Origin of the sequence: Microbacterium enclense (genome assembly GCF_001456955.1) — a bacterium.
Taxonomy (GTDB): domain Bacteria; phylum Actinomycetota; class Actinomycetes; order Actinomycetales; family Microbacteriaceae; genus Microbacterium; species Microbacterium enclense.
Window position 1 is genome coordinate 314,354 of record NZ_KQ758472.1, and the last position, 16,999, is coordinate 331,352.

Sequence of the window (16,999 nt, forward strand, 5' to 3'; positions counted from 1 at the left end):
GCGCGCCTGCGCTGCGGCTGGGCGCGTCCCTCGCGCGTGAGTCGCCAATCTTCGTCGCTTCCGCACCTCGCGAAGCGACACTTTCTGGCGACTCACGCGCGGATGCAGCGGCCTAGGATGCTCACGTGCCCGGTGTCGGTGATGCCCCCATCCCGCCCGGCGGCGTGCAGAAGCTGCTGAACAACAACGTCGTCGTGGCGGTCGACGCCGACGGCCGCGAGCGGGTGCTCATGGGGCGGGGCATCGGCTTCCAGCTCAAGCACGAGGGCCGCGTCGACCCCGCGAAGGTCGAGAAGACGTTCGTGCTCGATCAGGCCACCGACACCGCCCACGCCCAGAAACTGCTCACCGACGCGCCCTACGCACTCGTGCAGGCGGTGCTGCGGGCGGTCGACGAAGCGGAGCGCGAGCTCGGGCGCGACCTCGGCCGACGCCTGCCGCTGGCCGTCATCGACCACGTGAACTACGTCATCGAGCGCCTCGACCAGGGCATCCGCATCCCCGGCACCTCCATGCCCGAGCTGCGGATCCTCCACCCCGACGAATCGCGTGCCGCCGAGCACATGGCCGCGTCCATCGCGGCATCCCTCGATCGGGAGCTGCCGCCCGAGGAGGGTGTGTTCCTCACGATGCACCTGCTCAACGCCACGCGCGACGAGCCCAACGGCACCGCCGCCCTGCTGTTCCGCCGCGTGCAGCACGTGGTGCGCACCGTCGAGACCGGTCTCGGGGTCGCGCTCGACACCGACAGCCCGGACTTCGCGCGTTTCATCCTGCACGTGCGCTTCCTGCTGCAGCGGCTCGTGAACAGGGCGATGCTCACCAGCGGCGACTCGTCGTTCTTCGAGTTCGCCAAGCACCGCTACCCCCGTGCCTTCGGCATCGCCCAGGCGGTGAAGGCCTACGTGCTCGCCGCGACGGGCTCGACCCTCACCGACGAGGAGGTGCTCTACCTCACGGTGCACGTCGAGAGACTGGCGACCAGTCTGGGCCGCGCAGAAACTGCTGGCGGACCCGACGCGCCGGTGCTATAGTCGCCGACGCAGGTTCACACCTGCCGACGATTTCCGGATTGTTACCGCGCGAGCGGGCAAGACCTGAATCCACATCGCTGACGAGCGATGAACGGATTCGGGTCTTTTTTATTGCCCGAAACACTCCCTGGTCGTCGCCACAGAACATTCGACGGGCCGCATCGATGCGGCGAAAGGCAGGCGGTTCCGATGACGGATCACGCGAAGACAGCGGCGGCGGTACTCACCGGCGTCGGCGGAGAGAGCAACATCACCTCGATGGTGCACTGCGCGACGAGGCTCCGCTTCGTCCTGAAGGACGAGAGCAAGGCGGATGCCGCGGCGCTGCGCGCCACCCCGGGCGTCATCACCACGGCGCAGGCGGGCGGGCAGTACCAGGTCGTCATCGGCAACGACGTCCCCGACGTGTTCGCCGCGATCCAGGCGCAGACGACGCTCGGCGGTTCCGGCCCCGAGGGCGGCGACGCGGGCCCCAAGGGCAATCTCTTCAACCGTTTCATCAAGATGATCTCGGCGATCTTCACGCCGATCCTCTGGGCCCTGGCCGGCACCGGTCTTCTGAAGGCCTTCGTCGCCGCCGCCGTCACCTTCGGCTGGCTGGATGCCACGACCACCACCTACGTCATCCTCAACGCCCTCTCCGACGCGCTGATCAACTTCCTCCCCATCGCCCTGGCGATCACGGCGGCGCGCTACTTCAAGGCGTCGGAGTTCACCTCGTTCGCCATCGCCGCGGCGCTGGTCTACCCCACGATCACGGCGCTGAACGGTCAGCCCGACATCACGTTCTTCGGCATCCCGGTCACGATGGTCAGCTACGTCTCGAGCGTGATCCCGGTGATCATCATCGTGTGGCTGCAGAGCCACGCCGAACGGTTCCTGCTGAAGGTGCTGCCCGGCGCCGTGCGCCGCTTCCTGACACCGATGCTCGTCGTGCTCGTCGCCGTGCCGCTGGTCTTCCTCGTCATCGGCCCCCTCTCGAGCCTCATCGGCGGCGGGCTCGCCACCGGTATCGGCTGGGTCTTCGAGACCCTCCCCTGGCTGGGCGGCGCGATCATGGGCGGCCTGTGGCAGGTCTTCGTGATCTTCGGCCTGCACTGGGGCCTGGTCCCGCTGTTCCAGCTCGAGTACCAGAACACCGGCATGATCTTCCTGCTCGGCCCGGTCTTCGCCGCGGTGCTCGCCCAGGCCGCGGCCGTCGCCGGCGTGCTCGTCCGCACGAAGAACAAGAACCTGCGCTCGCTCGCCGCTCCCGCCACGCTCTCGGGCTTCCTCGCCGGCATCACCGAGCCCGCCATCTACGGCATCAACCTGCCGCTGAAGCGTCCCTTCGCCTTCGGCGTCGCCGGCGGCGCCCTCGGCGGCGCTCTGATCGCGATGGGCGGGGTGTTCTCGAAGGCCTTCGTCGTGCCGTCTGCCCTGGCACTGCCCGCCCTGCTCGGCAACGGCAACATGGTGATGCTCGCGATCGGCCTCGCGGCCGCGATCATCGTGCCGTTCCTGCTGACGGTGCTTGTCGGCTTCACGGACCCGGCCGATGCCACCGCCCCCACCACGCCCGCGGTCGCCACCGACACGGTCGTCGCCAATCCGGTCGACGGCACCGTCGTGCCGCTCGCGGAGGTTCCGGATGCCGCCTTCGCCGACGCCTCGCTCGGCAAGGGCGTGGCCGTGCGCCCGACCTCCGGCGCGGTGTACGCCCCCTTCGACGCCACCGTCGTCGCGGCGTTCCCCACCGGTCACGCGATCGGCCTGCGCGGTGTCGACGGTGTCGAGCTGCTCATCCACGTCGGTCTCGACACCGTCAAGCTCGGCGGCCGGCACTTCACCCTCAAGGTGCAGTCCGGCACCGAGGTGAAGGCCGGCGATCTGCTGCTGGAATTCGACGGCGCCGCGATCGAGGCCGCGGGGTACGACCTGATCACGCCGGTCATCGTCACCAACGGCGAGCTGTATCCCGACGTCGCCGACGTGGCATCCGGACCTCTCTCGCACGGCGAGAAGCTGTTCCGCGCCGTCTCGGTCGACTCCCTCACCACCACCCGCTGACCCCCTGGAGGCACAGAACATGACGACCACCACCCCCTTCCCCAACGGGTTCCTCTGGGGCGGCGCGACCGCAGCGAACCAGATCGAGGGCGCGTACGACGAAGACGGCAAGGGTCTGTCGGTGCAGGACGTGATGCCGAAGGGCATCTCGGGGCCCCGCAGCGCGGAGCCCACGCCCGACAACCTCAAGCTCGTCGGCATCGACCACTACCACCGCTACGCGGAGGACATCGCGCTGTTCGCCGAGATGGGCTTCGGCGTCTACCGCTTCTCGATCGCGTGGAGCCGCATCTTCCCGAAGGGCGACGAGACCGAGCCGAACGAGGCGGGGCTGGCGTTCTACGACCGCATCCTCGACGAGCTCGAGAAGCACGGCATCGAGCCGCTCGTGACCATCTCGCACTACGAGACCCCGCTGCACCTGGCGGAGCAGTACGGCGGCTGGACCGACCGCGAGCTGATCGGCTTCTACGAGCGCTACGCCCGCACCCTGTTCGAGCGCTTCGGCGCACGCGTGAAGTACTGGCTTACGTTCAACGAGATCAACTCGCTGCTGCACGCACCGTTCATGAGCGGCGGCATCCCGATCCCCGAGGGCGGCGTGCCCGAGCAGCAGCTGTACCAGGCGATGCACCACGAGCTCGTGGCATCCGCCCGCGCCACCCGCATCGCCCGCGAGGTCGCGCCCGCGGCCAAGGTCGGCTGCATGGTGCTGTCGATGCCGATCTACCCCCTGACCCCGTCGCCCGACGACGCCCGCGCGGTGATGGATGCCGACCACGGCAACCTGGTCTACGGCGACGTGCACACCCGCGGCGAATACCCCGGGTACTTCCTCCGCACACTGCGCGAGAAGGGCATCGACCTCGACATCACCGACCAGGACCGCGCCGACCTCACCAACACGGTCGACTTCGTCTCGTTCAGCTACTACATGTCCATCGCCGAGACCGCCGACCCGTCGAAGAAGGTCGCCGGCGAGGGGAACATCATGGGCGGCGTGTCGAACCCGACACTCGAGGCGAGCGAGTGGGGCTGGCAGATCGACCCCGTGGGCCTGCGTCTGGTGCTGAACCAGTTCTGGGACCGCTGGCAGAAGCCGCTGTTCATCGTCGAGAACGGCCTGGGCGCGCGCGACCAGCTCGTCGAGGTCGACGGTGAGAAGACCGTCGTCGACGACTACCGCATCGCCTACCTGAACGACCACCTCGTGCAGGTCGGCGAAGCGCTGCAGGACGGCGTCGACGTGCTCGGCTACACCTCGTGGGGCTGCATCGACATCGTCAGCGCCAGCACGGCTCAGCTGAGCAAGCGGTACGGTTTCATCTACGTCGACCGAAACGACGACGGAACCGGCACGCTGGAGCGCTACCGGAAGAAGTCGTTCGGCTGGTACGCCGACGTCATTCGATCCAACGGCGCATCCCTCACCCGCTGACCCCCGTCCGGATCGGTCCCGGGTCCTCGCGGGCCCGGGGCCGACCCTTTGGAGTGCACATGACACGCATCGCCTTCCTCGACGTCGACGGCACCATCACCGACCACGGTTCGGTGATCGCCCCCTCCACCGTGGAGGCGGTGCGGCAGGCGCGTGCGAACGGGCACCGCGTGTGGCTGTGCACGGGACGCACCGAGGCCGACATCCATCCCGACGTGATCGACATCGGTTTCGACGGCATCATCTCCAACGGCGGCGCCTACGCCACGCGCGACGACGACATGCTCCTCGCTCGCCCGATGCCCCGGGCCGACGTCGAGGCGTTGGAGGACTACTTCCGGGCGCACGGCATCCACTACTTCCTCCAGACGCACGACGCCGTGCACGCCTCCCCCGGCATGGCCGAGACGATGGAGCAGTTCCTGCGCGCCCGACACGCGCAGCGCGCCGAAGATCTCGCCGCGCTGGGCCTGCCCTCCGACGTCGACCACCGTCAGCGCGACCTGCGCGACGTGGCCGACGTCGACCGCGATCGCGTCGCGAAGGCCGTGTTCGTCAGCCCGTCTCCCGACACCGTCGCCCACGCCGCGGCCGAGCTGGGCGAGGGCTTCCACGTCATCCCGGGCTCGATGCCCCTGCCCGGCGGCTCGAACGGCGAGATCGGGCAGGCCGGCGTGACCAAGGGCTCGGCCATCACCGAGGTGCTGGGCGTGCTCGGGTTGTCGGCGACGGATGCCATCGGCATCGGCGACAGCTGGAACGACGTCGAGATGTTCGAGGTCGTCGGAACCCCCGTCGCGATGGGCAACGCCGAGCCCGAGCTGCAGCGCCTGGCGGGCCGGGTGACCACCGCGGTGCTGGACGACGGCGTGCGCAACGCGTTCGCGGAGCTGGGCCTGATCTAGGACCCGCGGCTCCCGCGCCCAGGTCCCTGAGCTTGTCGAAGGGACCGAATCCTGCTGCCGCCCGGAGGCTTCGACAGGCTCAGCCTCCTCCGTCCCACCCAGGTCCCTGAGCCTGTCGAAGGGACCGGCACCCGGCGCCTCAGTCGAGGAAGATGTCCGGGTACATCGCCTCGTCCGGCGTCCCCGGCACAGCGGCGTAGGCCGAGAAGTCGGTCACCCCGGCCGCGAGAAGCACGTCCTCGACGATCAGCGTCTGCCCGGTGCGTTCGCGCGACGGGGCGGTCAGCACCTCGTAGGCGGCATCCGCGTAGATCTCCGGGGTGCGCGACACGGCCATCAGCCGGTCGCCGCCGATGACGTTCTGCACGGCCGCGGTCGCGATCGTCGTGCGCGGCCACAGGGTGTTGGCGGCGATGCCGGCGTCGGCGAACTCCGCCGCCAGGCCGAGCGTCGCCATCGTCATGCCGAACTTCGCGAGGCTGTAGCCCGTGTGGGCGCCGAGCCATCTCGGGGTGACGTTCAGCGGCGGCGACAGCGACAGGATGTGCGGATTCGCGGCATCGCGCAGCTGCGGCACCGCGGCGCGCGAGAGCAGGAAGGTCCCGCGCACGTTGACGTCCTGCATGAGGTCGTACTTCTTCGTCGCGAGCTCGAGCGAACCCGACAGGTCGATGACGCTGGCGTTGTTGACGACGATGTCGATGCCGCCGAACTCCCCGACCGTCCGCATCACGGCCTCGGTGATGGATGCCTCGTCGCGCACGTCGCCCACGATCGGCAGCGCCTGACCGCCCGCCGCCCGGATCTCGTCGGCGGCGGTGTGCACGGTGCCGGGGAGCTTCGGGTGCGGGGTGTCGGTCTTGGCGAGCATCGCGATGTTCGCGCCGTCGCGGGCGGCGCGCAGCGCGATCGCGAGGCCGATGCCGCGGCTGCCGCCCGACATGAGGATGGTCTTGCCCGCGAGGGGGCCGGTCCCGGCGGAGGCTCCGGGCGCTCCGTCGGCGGCCGCACGGTCGGTGGAGGTCATGAGCGTCCTTTCGCGGAGGCGGCGGCGAAGGCGGCCACCCGCGCCTTCGCTTCGGGGGTGTCGAAGGCGGCGCCGATCGTGACAGCCTCGTCGGCGAGGTTCTCGGCGAATGTGCGCCCCGCGCCGACGCGCACGAGACGCGTGGCCTGCCCGAACGCCGCGGTCGCCCCGTCGAGCCAGAAGCGCGCGATCTCGTCCACCCGCGACGCGAGATCACCGGATGCCACGACCTCGGCGACGAGCCCCCAGTCCCGGGCCTCCGCGGCATCCAGCATCCGATCCTGCAGCAGCAGCTGCAGCGCCCGTCGCTGCCCGATCGCCGCGGGAAGCAGGGTCGACACGCCCAGGTCGGGGGTGAGCCCGATGTTGGCGTAGCGGCTGACGAACCGGGCGTTCTCGCTCGCGACGACGTAGTCGGCCGTGAGCATGAGCCCGAGCCCGCCGCCCGCGACAGCGCCCTGCACGGCGGCGACCATCGGCAGCGGCGCGTCGACGAAGGTGCGGATGCCGTCGTGGATCGCCTCGGCCGTCGCGGTGACGTCGGCACCCGAGGAGCCGCTCGTCGCCATGGCCACCACGTCGCCGCCCGCGCAGAACGCGGGGCCGTCGGCATCCAGGATCACCGCTCCCACCGACGTGTCGGAGGTGACCTGGTGGGCGACCTCGCGCCAGCGCGCGGCCATGGGGAAGTCCATCGCGTTGAGCGACGCGGGCCGGTCGAACGTCACCCGCGCCAGGCCCTGCGAGATGTCGAGCAGGATGCCGTCGGTCATTTCGGAGCCATCCGGATCGCACCGTCGAGGCGGATCGTCTCACCGTTGAGATAGCCGTTGTCGACGATTGCGAGCACGAGCCGCGCGTATTCGTCGGGGGCGCCGAGGCGCGAGGGGTAGGGCACCTGTTGGCCGAGCGAGTCCTGCGCCGCCTGCGGGAGGCCCTTGAGCATGGGCGTCTCCATGATGCCCGGGGCGATCGTGACGACGCGGATGCCATGGCGGGCGAGCTCGCGGGCGATGGGGAGCGTCATCGCGTGCACGCCGCCCTTGCTCGCGGAGTACGCGGGCTGGCCGATCTGCCCGTCGAAGGCCGCGACGCTGGCGGTGTTGACGATGACGCCGCGGTCACCGCCGTCGGTCGGGTCGGTCTTCGCCATCACGGCCGACGTCTGGGCGATCACGTTGTACGTGCCGATGAGGTTGACCCGGATGACGCGCTCGAAGTCCTGCAGGGACGAGGGGGTGCCCTCGCGGTCGAGCACCTTCGCCGGAGGCGCGATCCCCGCGCAGTTCACGACGACGCGGAGCGGGCCGGCCTCGGCGGCGAGGGCGGCGGCGGCCGCGACCTGGTCGGCATCCGTCACGTCGGCGGCGGCGAACGAGCCGCCGAGCCGGTCGGCGACGTCTGCCCCAGACGACGAGGGGAGGTCGACGACGGTGACGTGCGCACCGGCCGTGGCGAGGCGCCGGGCGGTGGCGAGTCCGAGCCCGGACGCGCCTCCGGTGACGAGGGCGGAGGCTCCTGAGATGTCCATGCGTTCTCCTTCGAAGCTGAAACCGAGTCCCACCCTAGTCGAGACTCCGGATCGCACGAGAGTGCGGGCCGCGCCCCTTCTCCCCGATCAGTCCCGCGCGGCCGGCAGCCGGCGACCGAGACGGTGCTTCAGCGACGGAGACGGCTGCGGATCGTCGCCGACGAGCAGGATCGTGTCTTCGACGGTCCAGCCGTACGCCTCTCGCAACCGAGCCGAGAGGGCGGCGACCGGGTCGGACGCGTGCGTCTCGACGCCACGCGGCACATCGGTCGCCGTCGGGTCGAGGTCGCGGGCCGCGCGGCGCAGGTCATCGACCAGCTGGCGAACGCGGTGGGGCCCGAAGGCGGCGGCGGCGAGGTCCCAGTCGCCGACGACGACCACCGACCCCCCGCTCCTCCGCGCGCGGGGCGCATCGGGGCGGGGGCCGAACCGCACCCTCACGACCGCGGCGCCGATCAGCACCACCGCCAGACCGCCCATCAGCGTCGTCGGTCCGAACGAGAACGCCGCGGCGTACAGCGGCGAGTCCCAGCCCGCCACCCCGGCCACGATCACGCGCGCCGCACTGAACACGGCATAGACGCCGGTCACCGTCGCGATGAGCCGGAGCGGACCCGCCGGCTGCGGGCGACTCCGCACGACCACGACGGTGCACGCCGCGCAGGCGGCGGTGAGGCCGAGGGCCTTCACCGCGAGGGAGGCGGGGAGCGGGATCACCACGCTGACGATGCCGACCACCGTCGCGAGCATCAGCGCCGCGACCGCCGCCCGTCGCACGCCGCGTCTCGCGAGCACGCACACCGCCACCGTGAGCAGCGCCGGCGCCGACACCATCGAGACGTCGCCGAAGGCGAGGGTCAGCAGGCCGCCGCCGGAGCCGTAGATGAAGTACATCGCGCTCGATCCGACCGCGGCCACCCCCGAGACCGCGGCGAAGCGCAGGAAGAGCGTCAGTGGCCCCGGCGTGCCGACACGCGGCATCGCCAAGAACAGCATCGCCGCGGCGACCACGATGCACACGCCCAACAGCCCCAGCGAAAGACCCATGACACTCCCCCCGTTCATTGTGCACCCCGACCAACAACGCCACCGAACCCGGAGCGAACCGATCCGGCTGTGCGCGCCATTCGGCGGAGCCTAGGCTCGACGGGTGAACGAACGGCCCTTCCGCATCGAGCAGGTCGACGTCGACGATCCGCGCGCGGCGACGCTCCGCGGCATCCTCGATGCCGACCTCGACGAGCGCTACCGCGACGCCGATGCCGACGACACCCCCGAGTTCGCGGCGAAGCGCGAGACAGCCCTCGCCGTGCACGCGGAGCAGGTCGTGGCGACCTTCGTCGCCCTGGACGCCGACGGCACACCGCTCGGGCACGTGATGCTCCGACGCCTCGGCCACGAGTGGGAGCTCAAGCGTCTCGTCGTGGTCGCCGCCGCCCGCCGGCGCGGCGTCGGCCGCGCGCTCACGTCGGCGGTCGTCGATCTCGCCCGGCGAGGCGGCGCGCAACGCGTGATCCTGCAGAGCGGGAGGATGCAGCCCGAGTCGCTGCGCCTGTACGCGGCCGCCGGGTTCACGCCGATCGACGTGTACGAGCCGTACATCGAGACGATGCCGCGCTCCCTCTGCTTCGAGTACGTGCTCTGACGAGCCTGCGCTGAGCGTTCGACGGCGTGCGGATCCACGCCCGCTGCCTCACGACCCGACGACGCGGAACGCCCCCGTCACCACCGCCGCGCCGAGCGCCACGACCATGAGCAGGATCGCGCCGCCGACGGCCACGGCATCCCGCGCCGACAGCGTCGAAGGACGCGCCCACGTGCGATCAATCCCGGAGCCGAAGCCGCGGGCCTCCATGGCGGTCGCGAGCTTCGTGCCGCGGCGCACCGCGAAGACGAGCAGCACGAACGCCATCGAGAAGAATCGCCGCACCGCCCCCCGATCGCCGAGGCCGCGCGCACGACGCGCGAGTGTCATCGTGCGCCAGTCGTCGACGAACAGCCCGACCGTGCGGGCACCGGCGAGCACGCCGAGCACGAAGCGGCTCGGCAGCTTCGCCACCTGCGCGAGCGCGTCGGCGAGCTCGGTGGGATCCGTACGGGCGAACAGCAGGATCATCGGCAGCGCCAGGGCCACCACGCGCAGCAGCACCGCGACGGAGAGCTGGATCGAGTTGTCACTGACCGTGGCGAACAGGAAGCTGCCGTAGACCGTGCCGCCCGGACGGGCGTAGAGCAGCATGCTGAGGCCGGCGACGGGCGCGAACAGCATCACCGGCACCAGCCGCTTCAGCACCGTGCCGAAGGCGACGCCGGTGAGCGGAACGCATGACAGCTCGAGCACGATGGCCGTGGCGGCGCTCACGGCGTCGATCGACACCAGCAGCGGCACCGCGAGCACGATGACCATCGCGACCTTCGCCACGGGGTTCACGCCGTCGAGCCACGCGGTCCGCGAGGGGATCCCGAGGGGCGCGGCCGCGGCATCCCGCGATCCGACCCCCGACCGGCCGCTCACGCGGCGCCCCCGAGCGCGATCCGGTGCCGGCCGAGGTGGCGCATGACGTCGGCGTCGTGGGTGACGGCGACGACGGTGCGTCCGCGTTCGATCTCACGCTGCAGCAGCGTGACCAGCTCGCTCCATCCGCGGCGGTCCTGCCCGAAAGTGGGCTCGTCCAGCACGATGACCTCGGGCGAGGCGGCGAGTACCGTCGCCACCGACAGTCTGCGCTTCTGCCCGCCCGAGAGGGTGAAGGGGTTGGCGAGGGCGAGGGATGCCAGATCCAACCGCTCGAGCAGCTCGTCGACGATCGCGTCCACCTGGGCCGACGGCATCCGCAGTGCCCGGGGGCCGACGGCGAGCTCATCGCGCAGGGTCGAGGCGAGGAACTGGTGCTCGGGCTCCTGGAACACCGTGCCGATGCGCGTCAGCAGCTCGGTCGACCGCCAGCGCGAGGGACGACGGACGCCGCGCGCGGCGAGAGCCTCGGCCGCCACCACCGCGCCCGCCAGTTCGGGCAGAAGCCCTGCCAGGGTGAGGGCGAGCGTCGACTTGCCGACGCCGTTCGGGCCCGTGATGACGGTTCCGGCCGCGCGGGGGACGACGACGTCGAGCCCGGATGCCACGACCGCACGTCTCTCGCGTCCGATCGACAACGTCTGCGCCGAGAGCACGGCATCCGGTGCCACCAGCGGAGCGGGCGTCGGCAGCTCGACGGGACGCCCCGGCACCCATACGCCCGCCGCCGCCAGCGCATCGCCGTGCTCGGCGAAGACCCGCGCGGGCTCGCCATCGGCCAGCACCCCGCCGCCGGGGGCGAGCACGACGACCCGCGTCATGAGGTCGGCCCACACGTCGGTGCGGTGCTCGATGAGCACGAGGGTCGTTCCGTCGGTGCGCACGACGTGCTCGACCGCCGCGCGCACCTCGGTGACGCCCTCGGGGTCGAGGTTGGCGGTCGGCTCGTCGAGCAGCAGCAGTCCCGGGCGCATCGCCAGCACCCCGGCGAGGGCGAGACGCTGCTTCTGGCCGCCCGACAGCGCCTTCGTGGGGCGGTCGAGGGGCACGGTCAGACCCACGGATGCCACGGCCTCGGCCACCCGCGACGGGATCTCCGCCGCGGGCACGCCGAGGTTCTCGCACCCGAACGCGACGTCGTCGCCGACCTTCGACAGCACGATGCCCGACTCCGGGTCTTGCAGCACGAGGCCGATCCGGCCGCGCTGCGCCTCCGGCGCCTGACCGTCGACGCGGATGCGACCAGCGCGCTCGCCCTCGTCGCTTCCGCCGAGCAGGCCGGCGAGTCCGGCGAGCAGCGTCGACTTGCCCGCCCCCGAGGCACCGAGCAGCAGGACGCGCTCGCCGGGCTCGATCGAGAGCTCGATGTCACGCGTGGCGGGACGCTTCCGGCCCGCGTACCGCCAGCCCCATCCCTCGACGTCGACGCGTGCGGGGCCCGTCATCAGACGTCGCGGCGTGCTTCCCGGCCCACGGCGAAGCGGCTGAGCGCCCCCGTCGCGGCGAGGGCCCGAACCAGAAGCCAGCCGACGAGACCGGCCAGCAGCGCGCCCGAGACGATGAGCGTGCCGAGGTAGAGGAGGTTGAACTCGATGGACTTCTCGATGTTGGCCGAGAGGAACAGCTCCAGCACCCACGCGCCGACGCCGGCTCCCGCGCCCGCGAGCATCGAGACGGGCAGGGTGAAACGCAGGTAGAGGAAGGCCAGGAAGATGAGCTCCGCGCCGAGCCCCTGAGCGAGGCCCGAGAAGATCGTGGTGACGCCCCAGACGTTGCCGATCAGCGACGACACGATCGCCGCGATCAGTTCGACCAGCAGGGCCGCCCCGGGCTTGCGGATGACCAGACCGCCGATGACCCCGCCGATCAGCCAGATGCCGACCGCGATGCCGCCGAGACCGGGCGTGAGGCCGTCCATCGCGACGAACCACAGGCCGCCGACGGTGTTCCAGCCCCAGAAGACCAGGCCGATGGCGACACCCAGAACGGCGGCGACGACGATGTCGACGACGCGCCACGAGAAGCGGTTCGCGGATGCCACGGCGGGGGCCGTGCGCGCAGACGTGGACGTGTGCATTTCTTACTCCTCCCTGCGCCGGCATGATCCGGATCAGGTTCGACGGTCGAAGCGTGGGTCGCTTCCTCTCAGCCCGGCTCACCGGACTCCCGTGGTTGACGTGACGAGTATAGGGGTGCGCCCGGGGTAGCGTGGGCGGGTGCACGAGCAGACCCCGGCCACCAGGCGCGACCTGCGCCGTCCGGGGGATGCCGCGGAGCCTCCGGAGGCCGACGCCGCCGCGGCCGAAGCTCCCGCCGAGCATGCGCCGGCCTCGCCCGTGTCCGCAGCGCAGGCGCCCGCGGCATCCGGAACCGCCGTCGACCCGGCGCCGGCCGCGCCCGTCGCTGCCGCGCAGGCCGCGCGCACTCCCGCGACGTCGGCTGGCTTGGCATCCGGAACCGCCGTCGACCCGGTGCCGGCCGCGCCCGTCGCGGCCGCACAGGCACCCGCGGCATCCGGCGCCCCCGTTCTGATCGGGGCTCTGACCTGGGTCGATCCCGATGACGCGGCCGATCTGCGAGCCGCACCCGCCGCGGGCGCCCCGGGCGCCGGGTCGCGAGCCGCCGACCTGCTGGCCGGCCGTCGTCGCCGCATCTTCCGCCCAGCGACGGTCATTCCGCCGGTCCTTCTCGTGCTGATGCTCGCGGTGTACGCGGCCGCGACCCTGCTGTGGCCGTTGAACGCCGTCGCACCGACCACGCGTGCCGTCGGCGTGCAGCCCGTCGCCGCTCCCGCCGCCGAACCCGCGTGGCCCGCCGAGGGCGAAGCCGCCATCGCCATCGACGGAGTGCCCGAGACGCTGTCGACCGCGGCGATCGCCCCCGAGTCGATCGCGAGCATCACCAAGGTCGTCACGGCCCTCGTCGTGCTCGACCGGCTGCCGCTCGCACCGGGCGAGCAGGGTCCGACGTACGCGTTCACGCAGGCCGACAGCGCCGATTATTGGCAGTACCGCGCCCGCGGCGAGTCGTCGCTCGACGTGCCGATCGACGGCAGCCTCACCGAACTGCAGATGCTGCAGGGCATGCTGATCGCTTCCGCGAACAACTACGCCCAGCGTCTGGCATCCGACCTGTTCGGAACGGATGCCGAGTTCTCGGCCGCCGCGAACCAGTACCTCGTCGAGCGGGGCATCGACGGCATCACGATCGTCAATCCGACCGGGATCGAGGCGGGCAACACCGCGACGCCGGCCGCTCTCATCTCGCTCGCCGAGCGCGCGCTCGCGAATCCCGTGATCGCCGAGATCGTGCGCACGCCCGAGCTCACGCTCCCCGGTGCCGGCACGTTCAAGAACGGCAACGCCCTGCTCGCCGATCCGGGGGTGGTCGGCGTCAAGACGGGGACCCTCGACGCGTGGAACCTGCTGACCGCGAAAGACATCACGGTCGGCGACGCGACGATCCGCGCGTACGCCGCGGTGCTCGGCCAACCCGGTCCCGACAGCCGCAATCAGGCCACCCGCGATCTGTTCGCACGCATCGAGCAGGAGCTGCAGCCGCGCCCCTCGGTGACCGCCGGCACCGTCATCGGCAAGGTCGAGACACTCTGGGGCGACGACATCGACATCGTCACCGCGGCCGATGCCACCGTCGTGCTGTGGAACGGCGGCGCCGCCAAGACCTCCGCCGACTTCGACCTGGGCGACGCGACGGAGCCCGGCGCGACGGTCGGCACCTTCACCGCAACCGGTCCGGTCGACGCCGACACCGTCGACGTGCAGCTCGCCACCGAGATCGAGCCGCCCAGCCCGTGGTGGCGGCTGACGCATCCCCTCGACCTGTTCGGCGTGAACGACTGAGCCATGGATTTCGCCCTGGATGCCGCCTCGCCCACACCGCCGTACGAGCAGGTGCGGGCGCAGGTGATCGCCGCCATCGACGACGGTTCGCTCGTCGCCGGGACGCGCCTGCCTCCCGTTCGCACCCTGGCCGCCGAGCTGAACCTCGCCGCGAACACCGTGGCCCGGGCCTACAGAGAGCTCGAGGAGGCAGGCTACGTCGAGACCCGCGGGCGCGCCGGCACGATCGTGCGCGGTGGCGATGCGGCGTCGTCTCGCGCCGCCGCCGCGGCCGAGGCGTACGCCGAAACGGTGCGGCGGCTGGGTGTCTCCGCGGAGGACGCGGTGGCGCTGGTGAAGGCCGCGCTGGGCGAGCGCTGAGACGCTGTCAGTTGTAGGCGGGATGGCTGGGCCGGTTCGCGGCCGGTAGCGTCTTCGCACAGCCGATGACGGAAGGATGCCGCATGCCCACGCCCTACATGACGGAGCCGGCCCTGCTCGAGTCCCTGAAAGGTCAGCAGTACGTCGTCCTGCGACCCGGCGCCGCCGTGGCCGAGTTCTACCGCAGCGAGCAGTCCGCCGTTCTCGGGCGGTTGCCAGGTGGCATCCCGCACCCGCACACGGGCCACGTCACGCTGCGCGGCTTCTTCGAGCCGGAGCGTGTCGCGCCGCTCCGCGAGACGATCGCCGGCTGGGCGCGCTCCAGGGCGCCGATCGATCTGCGCGTCGAAGCGGTCGACGGGTTCCCACCGCCGTTCGGCGTGCTCATCGCGCGCCTCGAGCGGACGCATTCGCTGCTCGACGCCTACGAAAGCCTGACGGCGCTGCTCGATTCGAGGGACTTCGTGCGGATCGGCGAGCTGCCGCTCGATGAGTGGGTGTTCCACCTGTCGCTCGCCTATGCGAACGCGCTCGACGAGCAGGCGTGGGCTCAGGCGCTCGAGGCGAGCGCGCGCGAGGTGGAGCCGAAGCCCTTCGAGACCGTCTCCTCCGTGGATTTCGTCTGGTACGACGACGACGGCGAGCACATCGAGAACATGCCCCTCGCCCGAGCCTGACGCGGCGTCTCGCGGGGTGGCTGCGCGGAGGTGGCTGAGCCCGTCGAAGCCGCCGGGCCGGTTGATCGCGCGAGGGGGCTGAGCCCGTCGAAGCCACCGGGCCGGTTGATCGCGCGAGGTGGCTGAGCCCGTCGAAGCCACCGACACCATGCTCACGTCAGGTGGCTGAGCCTGTCGAAGCCGCCGGTTCCCGCTGACGCGTGAGGTGGCTGAGCCTGTCGAAGCCACCGGACCCGCCCGACGCGCGAGGTGGCTGAGCCTGTCGAAGCCACCGGGGCCGGCCGAGCGGGCGACGCCCCTCCTCCCCATCCCGCCTTATCGCCGGTTCATCCCCGATCACGCCCGCGAGCCCGGGGCGATGTCAGAGGTCGCCGCTAGCATGCACACATGCCTGATCGCGTCGTCCCCACAGCCCCGAAAGGCGGGCCCGCGGCCCTGACCGCGGTGCTCGACGACGTGCTCGCAACCGGCGCCGCCCTCGCCGCCGCCGACGCCGCCCGCACCCGCGCCCTCGCCGCCGCAGGCCACCTCGCCCTCGACGTCATGGCCGACCAACGCGCCACCGCCCGCGCCGCCGAACTCGCCCTCCGAGAAGTCGCCTCCGAAATCGCCGCCGCCGAAAACCTCTCCGACCGCACCGTCCAAACCCACATCCAGCGGGCGATGACCCTCGTCGACCACTACCCGCACACCCTCGCCGCATGGGAGGCCGGAGCCCTCACCCGCGCCCACGTCCACGCCATCGTCGACATCGGCACCCCCCTCCCAGCCGACGCGCGCACCGAGTTCGACCTGCTCGCCGTCGCCACCGCCCGAACGCTCAGCCCCGGCCGGCTACGCACCCGCCTCGCCATGCTCGCCGAACGCCTGCACCCCACCACCATCACCGAACGACACCACCGCGGCCGCGACACCCGCTGCGTGCGCATCGTCACCGGACACGACGGCATGTCCGACCTCATCGCCACCCTCCCCACCGTGCTCGCCGTCGGCATCTACGACCGCCTCACCCAACAAAGCCGCGCCATCATCGACACCCGCACCGGTGTCGCCGCCACGCTGGCCGACACACCCCGCAACACCGCGCCCGCCACACACACGGCCGCCCACCCCGCGGCGGCGACGGCAACGGCAACGGCGATCAGCCACATCACCCCGGCCGCACCTCACCCCACGCCAGACACCTTCAACACGCCACGCGACGACGCCCCACAGGCCCCGCAGGCCCTCACCGACGAGCGCACCACCGCGCAACTGCGCGCCGACATCCTCACCGACCTGCTCCTCACCGCCGCACCCACCGCCGACCCCACCCGCACCGACGACGGTCCCGGCACCCTCGGCACCATCCACGCGCGGGTTCAGGTCATCGTCCCGGCGTTGACCATGCTGAAGCCTGACGCCGAGAACACCGACCCCGCCGAACTCGTCGGCCACGGACCCCTCGACGCCCACACCGCCCGCACCCTCACCGAAACCACCACACTCCCCTGGGACCGCGTCATCACCCACCCCATCACCGGAGCCGTCCTCCACACCGACACCTACCACCGCACCACCGCCATCGACCGCCACCTGCGCGCACGCGACCGCCACTGCCGCT

At 71.4% G+C, this 16,999-nt stretch carries 16 protein-coding genes and 1 riboswitch; of the genes, 9 read left to right on the forward strand and 7 right to left on the reverse strand.

The window, feature by feature from the left end; all coding sequences use genetic code 11:
- The first annotated feature begins 125 nt into the window (after positions 1 to 125).
- The 4 genes from AS029_RS13285 (at position 126) to AS029_RS13300 (ending at position 5,426) form a co-directional block, all read left to right on the forward strand.
- Positions 126 to 1,034, forward strand: a complete 909-nt coding sequence (locus AS029_RS13285) for a PRD domain-containing protein (protein ID WP_058233061.1) — start codon at positions 126 to 128, stop codon at positions 1,032 to 1,034.
- A gap of 189 nt (positions 1,035 to 1,223) precedes the next feature.
- Positions 1,224 to 3,083, forward strand: coding sequence for a beta-glucoside-specific PTS transporter subunit IIABC (locus AS029_RS13290; RefSeq protein ID WP_058233062.1), 1,860 nt, complete (start codon positions 1,224 to 1,226; stop codon positions 3,081 to 3,083).
- Positions 3,084 to 3,102: 19 nt separating this feature from the next.
- Complete coding sequence (locus AS029_RS13295; RefSeq protein ID WP_058233063.1) at positions 3,103 to 4,521, forward strand: glycoside hydrolase family 1 protein; 1,419 nt, start codon at positions 3,103 to 3,105, stop codon at positions 4,519 to 4,521.
- Between the two features lie 59 nt (positions 4,522 to 4,580).
- Positions 4,581 to 5,426: a Cof-type HAD-IIB family hydrolase gene (locus AS029_RS13300; RefSeq protein ID WP_058233064.1), complete on the forward strand. Its 846-nt coding sequence runs from the start codon at positions 4,581 to 4,583 to the stop codon at positions 5,424 to 5,426.
- 139 nt (positions 5,427 to 5,565) lie between these two features.
- Here AS029_RS13300 and AS029_RS13305 read toward each other — a convergent pair whose 3' ends face one another.
- The 4 genes from AS029_RS13305 to AS029_RS13320 all read right to left on the reverse strand — a co-directional run bounded on the left by AS029_RS13305 (position 5,566) and on the right by AS029_RS13320 (position 9,031).
- Entirely contained in the window at positions 5,566 to 6,453 is an 888-nt protein-coding gene (locus tag AS029_RS13305) for an SDR family oxidoreductase (protein WP_074615947.1), read from the reverse strand.
- On the reverse strand, positions 6,450 to 7,226 hold the full coding sequence (locus tag AS029_RS13310) for an enoyl-CoA hydratase/isomerase family protein (RefSeq protein ID WP_058233065.1): 777 nt from the start codon (positions 7,224 to 7,226) through the stop codon (positions 6,450 to 6,452). The genes AS029_RS13305 and AS029_RS13310 overlap by 4 nt, the downstream gene beginning before the upstream one ends.
- The gene (locus AS029_RS13315; RefSeq protein WP_058233066.1) at positions 7,223 to 7,984 is read right to left on the reverse strand and encodes an SDR family NAD(P)-dependent oxidoreductase; all 762 of its coding nucleotides are present in this window, start codon (positions 7,982 to 7,984) and stop codon (positions 7,223 to 7,225) included. Before AS029_RS13315 ends, AS029_RS13310 begins: the two co-directional genes overlap by 4 nt.
- An 87-nt stretch (positions 7,985 to 8,071) precedes the next feature.
- Positions 8,072 to 9,031 (reverse strand): hypothetical protein, encoded by a 960-nt coding sequence (locus AS029_RS13320; RefSeq protein ID WP_058233067.1) that lies wholly within the window; start codon positions 9,029 to 9,031, stop codon positions 8,072 to 8,074.
- A 103-nt stretch (positions 9,032 to 9,134) separates the two neighbouring features.
- Between AS029_RS13320 and AS029_RS13325 the strand changes: the two genes are divergently transcribed.
- On the forward strand, positions 9,135 to 9,629 hold the full coding sequence (locus tag AS029_RS13325; protein ID WP_058233068.1) for a GNAT family N-acetyltransferase: 495 nt from the start codon (positions 9,135 to 9,137) through the stop codon (positions 9,627 to 9,629).
- A 48-nt stretch (positions 9,630 to 9,677) separates the two neighbouring features.
- On the opposite strand, the gene AS029_RS13330 is transcribed toward AS029_RS13325, so the two are convergent.
- The 3 genes from AS029_RS13330 to AS029_RS13340 all read right to left on the reverse strand — a co-directional run bounded on the left by AS029_RS13330 (position 9,678) and on the right by AS029_RS13340 (position 12,576).
- Positions 9,678 to 10,499 (reverse strand): energy-coupling factor transporter transmembrane component T family protein, encoded by an 822-nt coding sequence (locus tag AS029_RS13330; RefSeq protein ID WP_082642302.1) that lies wholly within the window; start codon positions 10,497 to 10,499, stop codon positions 9,678 to 9,680.
- A complete protein-coding gene (locus AS029_RS13335; protein WP_058233069.1) occupies positions 10,496 to 11,944 on the reverse strand; it encodes an ABC transporter ATP-binding protein in 1,449 nt (482 codons plus the stop codon). The genes AS029_RS13330 and AS029_RS13335 overlap by 4 nt, the downstream gene beginning before the upstream one ends.
- A complete protein-coding gene (locus tag AS029_RS13340) occupies positions 11,944 to 12,576 on the reverse strand; it encodes an ECF transporter S component (RefSeq protein ID WP_058233070.1) in 633 nt (210 codons plus the stop codon). The genes AS029_RS13335 and AS029_RS13340 overlap by 1 nt, the downstream gene beginning before the upstream one ends.
- A riboswitch (TPP riboswitch) is annotated at positions 12,570 to 12,679 on the reverse strand. Its footprint overlaps the gene before it by 7 nt.
- Before the next feature lie 36 nt (positions 12,680 to 12,715).
- Here AS029_RS13340 and AS029_RS13345 point away from each other — a divergent pair.
- The 4 genes from AS029_RS13345 to AS029_RS13360 all read left to right on the forward strand — a co-directional run.
- Positions 12,716 to 14,359, forward strand: coding sequence for a D-alanyl-D-alanine carboxypeptidase family protein (locus AS029_RS13345; protein ID WP_058233071.1), 1,644 nt, complete (start codon positions 12,716 to 12,718; stop codon positions 14,357 to 14,359).
- 3 nt (positions 14,360 to 14,362) lie between these two features.
- Positions 14,363 to 14,719, forward strand: a complete 357-nt coding sequence (locus tag AS029_RS13350) for a GntR family transcriptional regulator (protein WP_058233072.1) — start codon at positions 14,363 to 14,365, stop codon at positions 14,717 to 14,719.
- Between the two features lie 83 nt (positions 14,720 to 14,802).
- A complete protein-coding gene (locus tag AS029_RS13355; RefSeq protein ID WP_074615948.1) occupies positions 14,803 to 15,396 on the forward strand; it encodes a 2'-5' RNA ligase family protein in 594 nt (197 codons plus the stop codon).
- A gap of 387 nt (positions 15,397 to 15,783) precedes the next feature.
- Positions 15,784 to 16,999: DUF222 domain-containing protein (locus AS029_RS13360; RefSeq protein WP_082642310.1), on the forward strand; the 1,216-nt coding region annotated here is incomplete at its 3' end.

Bases quoted from the DNA above. Each gene is read 5' to 3' on its own strand.
- AS029_RS13290 (WP_058233062.1), top strand. From the start codon at position 1,224: ATGACGGATCACGCGAAGACAGCGGCGGCGGTACTCACCGGCGTCGGC.
- AS029_RS13295 (WP_058233063.1), top strand. From the start codon at position 3,103: ATGACGACCACCACCCCCTTCCCCAACGGGTTCCTCTGGGGCGGCGCG.
- AS029_RS13300 (WP_058233064.1), top strand. From the start codon at position 4,581: ATGACACGCATCGCCTTCCTCGACGTCGACGGCACCATCACCGACCAC.
- AS029_RS13305 (WP_074615947.1), bottom strand. From the start codon at position 6,453: ATGACCTCCACCGACCGTGCGGCCGCCGACGGAGCGCCCGGAGCCTCC.
- AS029_RS13310 (WP_058233065.1), bottom strand. From the start codon at position 7,226: ATGACCGACGGCATCCTGCTCGACATCTCGCAGGGCCTGGCGCGGGTG.
- AS029_RS13315 (WP_058233066.1), bottom strand. From the start codon at position 7,984: ATGGACATCTCAGGAGCCTCCGCCCTCGTCACCGGAGGCGCGTCCGGG.
- AS029_RS13320 (WP_058233067.1), bottom strand. From the start codon at position 9,031: ATGGGTCTTTCGCTGGGGCTGTTGGGCGTGTGCATCGTGGTCGCCGCG.
- AS029_RS13335 (WP_058233069.1), bottom strand. From the start codon at position 11,944: ATGACGGGCCCCGCACGCGTCGACGTCGAGGGATGGGGCTGGCGGTAC.
- AS029_RS13340 (WP_058233070.1), bottom strand. From the start codon at position 12,576: ATGCACACGTCCACGTCTGCGCGCACGGCCCCCGCCGTGGCATCCGCG.
- AS029_RS13350 (WP_058233072.1), top strand. From the start codon at position 14,363: ATGGATTTCGCCCTGGATGCCGCCTCGCCCACACCGCCGTACGAGCAG.
- AS029_RS13355 (WP_074615948.1), top strand. From the start codon at position 14,803: ATGCCCACGCCCTACATGACGGAGCCGGCCCTGCTCGAGTCCCTGAAA.